A 4,988-nucleotide genomic window follows, 5' to 3' on the forward strand; every position below is an offset into this window, starting at 1 on the left:
GTGGAGCAGCCCGGTAGCTCGTCAGGCTCATAACCTGAAGGTCACAGGTTCAAATCCTGTCCCCGCACCCAAGGTCCCCCCACACGCACACAACCCCGCCCGCACGGTCGGGGCTTTTTTATGTCTCTGAACTCAACCTGAGCGCGCGATTGGCGACAGTCTAGCGGCTTCCTTCACCGCGGCGCCTGCTCCGGACCGACCGCCGACACCCGCCCCTCCGACACCGAACCAGCGCTCACGACGCGCCCAGGCGCAGCGGTCGTCATGTCGTGAATCCGATGATAGGCGCCGCGGGCCACTCTCGGCGCAAACTCGCCCACCAGAACCAGCACGCAGGCAGTAAGCACGAGGGCATGGGTGCGTCGGCTCTCAGACGCACCCTGGGCGATCGTCGACAACAGAGCGCTCCTGACCGCAATTGAACTTCTGGAGATAAGACGTCGCCCTCGCTCGCCGCCCTCCACCGCGCACGAGGACTTTTAGGAGACCTGATCGCCCGGTCGGTCTCCGCGCCGGCCTGTGAGAGAGCCCTCGCGTCGTCTTGATCATTGTCAAACCTCTGTCGTCCATTCGTGTATTTTTTAACTCAGCAACGCCTAATCTTTGGAAAAATGAACATTCCATATCCGAGGCGCACATCAATTTAGAGCGCTTTGAGAGAATATGACTTGGCAAGGCCTCCGACCTAACGTTAGACCCCGTGAACGATATTCAAGTCGCGGGGGCAGCATGAGCCAGTTGTCACATCTTCAGATGCTGCGCGGCCTTGCTGCGTCTCTGGTCGTCGTCGATCACGTCATGATCAATATCGTGGACGCTGGCGGACTCTCGCGAGACGCGCTGCCCTATGCCTTCTTCACCGGCATGATGGGTGTGGTGATCTTCTTCGTGATCAGCGGCTTCCTGATGGTGCGTACGACCACCAGCGTGGTCGGCGGCCCGGCGACGGCGCTGGATTTCGCGTGGCGTCGCTTCCTGCGCATTGTGCCGCTCTATTACATCGCCACCCTCAGCAAGGTCTTCACCGCGGGCTTGAAGGGCCAGTTCTGGCCGCCTGTCGAGATCGCCAAGTCCCTGCTGTTCATCCCCTATCTGACCCCGGGCGAGACCGAGATGCGGCCGATCGTCGGCCAGGGGTGGACGCTGAACTACGAGATGTTCTTCTACGCCCTGTTCGCGCTGACCCTGCTGCTGCCGCGCGCATGGTCGGTGAAGGCGCTGATCGCCGTCATGGTCGGGCTGGTCGCGGCCGGTTCGCTGCTGAGCCCGCTGATGGCCAATCTGCCGCCGCAGACCGCCCTCGAATTCTGGACCAACCCTGTGTTGCTGTTCTTCGTGTCGGGCATGGTCATCGGCATGGCCGAGACGCGCTTCGGGCCCTGGTCCTCTGGTCGGTTCGCGCTGCCGCTGTCGGTCGGGCTGGTGGCTCTGGCCGTGGTCCTGTTCAAGGTCGGCGGCGTCAGCTTCCCCATTCCGCTCGGCTGGCAGGCGATCTTCGGCGCCCTGGCCATCGCCTCGGTCCTGTTCTGCATCATCAACCGAGCGCCCGCCGACAACTGGGTGACCAAGGTGCTGGTCGCCAGCGGCAGCGCCTCGTTCAGCACCTACCTGTTCCACACCCGCGTGCTGAGCGTCGGCTACCGGGCCTGGGACCTGTTGCCGGAGGCGTTGCGCAGCCCCGCGCCGTTCATCATTGTCGTGGTCATCGCCGCGAACCTGTTCGGCTATCTGATCTACCGGCTGGTTGAGCTGCCGATCGACAATCTGTTGCGTCGCACCGTCGGTCGCCGCAAGGTCAAGACCCAGCTGGTCGAGGCCCCCTCGACGCCCTGATCGCCGGGCTTCACCAGAACGGTTTGGCGCCAATCAGGTCCTCCACCGCAGCCTTGGCGCGATCGATCAGGTCATTGTCCGCGCCGCTCAGCGCGATCGGCCGAACCGCCCGCACGAGGTCGGCGTCGCCGTGCGCCGCCATGGCCAGCAACCCTTCGCGCACGGCCTGGTCGTTCAGCACGCCCAGCGCGTCCTGCGCGGCCTTGGCGGCCTTGATGAAGTGCTCGGCGCGCGCGGCGTGCTCCGGAAACAGCGGCGCGAGGTCCTCGGCGGCGTAGCGCAGGGTCTTGCCCTTCAGCCGCAGCCGGTGGCGGGCGTGGGCGTCCAGGTCGTCGAACGACCTGCCGCGCTTCTTCACCGCCTTGCGGCGGTCCGCCAGCACCCCGGCGGCATAGGCCTTGGCGGAGCCCTCGCGGATTTCCGAAAGACCGGGATCGCTCGTCCAGTCGCCGGCCTCGAGCCAGGCGGCGGCCTCCAGCAGCACCGCCCGCGCGCGCGGGCTCTCGAGGGCGGCTTCCATCCGCAGATAGGCGTTGGCGTGCGCGGCCTTCAGGCCCCGCTCGAACGCGTCCTTGCCGCTGAACACCACGCCGGACGCCGCCTCGCCCCAGACCTCGCCGACGAAGACGTCGAGGTCGCGGGCGGTGTCGAATTCGCCGGCCAGCCAGGCGAGGTCCTCGTCGAGGCGGCGGGCCGCCTCGCCCTTGGCCAGAGGCTTGAAGATCTTCAGCAAGGCCCGCAGCCGCCGCGTGGCGACGCGCGCCTGGTGCACGCCGTCGGCCTCGGGACGACCGCGAAGGGCTTCCAGCGCCGCGCACAGGTGACCCAGATCGGCGCGGCCCAGGGCCTGCAGCGCCTCGCCCACGGTGGATCTCTGGCTCAAGCCCGGCGCATGGCGACGCGGCGCCAGGCCCTCCTCGCCGGCGGCGAGGCCGTAGCCGCGCTCGGCCTTGCTGATCAGCGACAGCCGGAGCGGCACGCGCGCCGCCAGGGTCCGGGCCAGATCGAACAGGGCGGCGGGCGGACCGGCCTTCAGCTCCAGTTCCAGCTCGCAGACCGGCGTCCGGCGATCGGCGGCGCTCAGCTCGCCGCGATCGAGCGCGGTCTCGATGCTGGCCTGGCCGACCTCGACGAGGCGCACGACGCGCTCGACGTGGGTCGTGAAGACGGGGGCCAGCGGCCGATCCTCGAGCATCGCCGCCGCCGGCGTCAGGGCCAGGGCGTCACGGTCGGGGCCCGGCCCCTCGACGCGGGTCTCCCATTCGCCGCGCGAGAACACGCCGCCGGCCGAGGCCGATTTCAGCGTCTGCTTGCGGCCGCCCTCGCCGTCGCGGACGCGCAGGCCGTAGCCGGCGCGGCGCAAGGCGTGGTCGGGGGTGTCGAAATAGGTCGCGTCTAGCTGGCGCACGGCGCCGTCGCCGGCCTGCAGGGCCTTCAGTTCGGCCAGGGCGAGACTGGCGGCCTCCGGCGGCAGCAGGAACTTCAGCTCGATCTCGCGATCCATGACCTGATCCACTCCTGCGCGGGCCCCACAGACCCTAAGGCCTCTAGCGCTATGACCGCGAACGCCTGTCTTGCCAAGGCCTCTCCAAGCCCTTGCAAACACCCTGGCCCCGGTCCAAACGTGCGCGCCATGAGCAAGATCAACGCGCCCCGTCACGACTGGACCCTGGCTGAAGTCGAGGCCCTTTTCGACCTGCCCTTCATGGAGCTGGTCCACCGGGCGGCCAACGTCCATCGCGCCGGGTTCGATCCCTCCGAGATCCAGCTGTCGCAGCTTCTGTCGGTCAAGACCGGCGGCTGCGCTGAAAATTGCGGCTACTGCAGCCAGTCCGCCCACTTCAAGACCGGCCTGAAGGCCGAGAAGCTGATGGAGGCCGAGGACGTCGTGGCCAAGGCCCGCGCCGCCCGCGACGGCGGCGCCCAGCGCTTCTGCATGGGCGCGGCCTGGCGCGAGCTGAAGGACCGCGACCTGCCCAAGCTGGCCACCATGATCGCCGAGGTGAAGGCGCTGGGCATGGAGACCTGCGCCACGCTCGGCATGCTGACCGCCGACCAGGCCAAGGCGCTGAAGGCCGCCGGCCTCGACTACTACAACCACAACCTCGACACCGGTCCGGACTACTACAAGGACGTCGTCACCACCCGCACCTACCAGGAGCGGCTCGACACCCTGGCCCACGTCCGCGACGCGGGCATGAGCACCTGCTGCGGCGGCATCGTCGGCATGGGCGAGACGCGCCGCGACCGCGCCGGCCTGCTGCATCAGCTGGCGACCCTGCCGGCCCACCCCGACAGCCTGCCGATCAACGGCCTGGTGCCGGTCAGCGGCACGCCGCTGGGCGACAAGATCCTGGCCGCCCAAAACGAGAGCGGCTCAAGGCAGATCGACTCGATCGAGTTCGTCCGCACCATCGCCGTCGCCCGCATCGTCTGCCCGAAATCGATGGTCCGCCTGTCGGCCGGCCGCGAGGGCATGAGCCGCGAGCTGCAGGCCCTGTGCTTCCTGGCCGGCGCCAACTCGATCTTCGTCGGCGGCAAGCTGCTCACCACCCCGCTGCCAGACATGGACGAGGACAGCCGCCTGTTCCAGGACCTGGACCTGAAGCCGATGGGCTCGGTCCGGGCCGAGTTCGTGGCGGCCGCGGAGTAGGGCGGCATCCTCAGGCGGACGGGGGCGTCAAAATCTCCCGCCGCCACGCCTCCAGCTCGCGTCGCGTCTCGTCGGCGCCCGCCAGATAGAGCGCCAGAACGTGGGGCGGATATTCGCGGGTCAGCACCCTCATGTCATTCTCGGCCTCGTCCAGCACCGTCGTCACCTTGTCGATCAGGTCCAGCCAGACATCGTCGCTGCTTCTCAGGCGGCGCTTGCGGCGCCGGCCCTTGCCGAACATGCGCTCGGCGCGCGCGGGGATCAGGAGTTGGGTCATGGGAGCTCCTTTCTGGAATTCCTCCCCCGCGAGCGGGGGAGGAACTTACTGAAGCGGACATGCGGCCGCCGCTTCACGCGATCGCTCGCTGAAGGTTGGGGAGGCGACGGAGCGGCCGGGCGAACCCGGAGACCGTGAGTGTTTGCTTGCGTTTCGGCTCGTCGACCGCTCCGCCAGGCTGTTGTTTCCATGAGGACGGCGGGCGTGAGCGTTATCTGCTCGGGC

At 68.1% G+C, this 4,988-nt stretch carries 4 protein-coding genes; 2 read left to right on the forward strand and 2 right to left on the reverse strand.

Annotation, left to right across the window (positions count from 1 at the left end):
- Positions 1–729 precede the first annotated feature (729 nt).
- Positions 730–1,833: an acyltransferase gene (locus DI526_RS23035; RefSeq protein ID WP_304283277.1), complete on the forward strand. Its 1,104-nt coding sequence runs from the start codon at positions 730–732 to the stop codon at positions 1,831–1,833.
- Between the two features lie 10 nt (positions 1,834–1,843).
- On the opposite strand, the gene DI526_RS23040 is transcribed toward DI526_RS23035, so the two are convergent.
- Positions 1,844–3,337, reverse strand: a complete 1,494-nt coding sequence (locus tag DI526_RS23040; protein WP_304283280.1) for a CHAD domain-containing protein — start codon at positions 3,335–3,337, stop codon at positions 1,844–1,846.
- 129 nt (positions 3,338–3,466) lie between these two features.
- Here DI526_RS23040 and bioB point away from each other — a divergent pair, with 129 nt between their 5' ends.
- A complete protein-coding gene (gene bioB / locus DI526_RS23045) occupies positions 3,467–4,486 on the forward strand; it encodes a biotin synthase BioB (protein ID WP_304283283.1) in 1,020 nt (339 codons plus the stop codon).
- Positions 4,487–4,496: 10 nt separating this feature from the next.
- Here the strand turns inward: bioB and DI526_RS23050 are convergent, their stop codons facing one another.
- Positions 4,497–4,763 (reverse strand): hypothetical protein, encoded by a 267-nt coding sequence (locus DI526_RS23050; RefSeq protein WP_304283285.1) that lies wholly within the window; start codon positions 4,761–4,763, stop codon positions 4,497–4,499.
- Positions 4,764–4,988 lie beyond the last annotated feature (225 nt).

Origin of the sequence: Caulobacter segnis, assembly GCF_003243465.1 — a bacterium.
Classification (GTDB): domain Bacteria; phylum Pseudomonadota; class Alphaproteobacteria; order Caulobacterales; family Caulobacteraceae; genus Caulobacter; species Caulobacter segnis_A.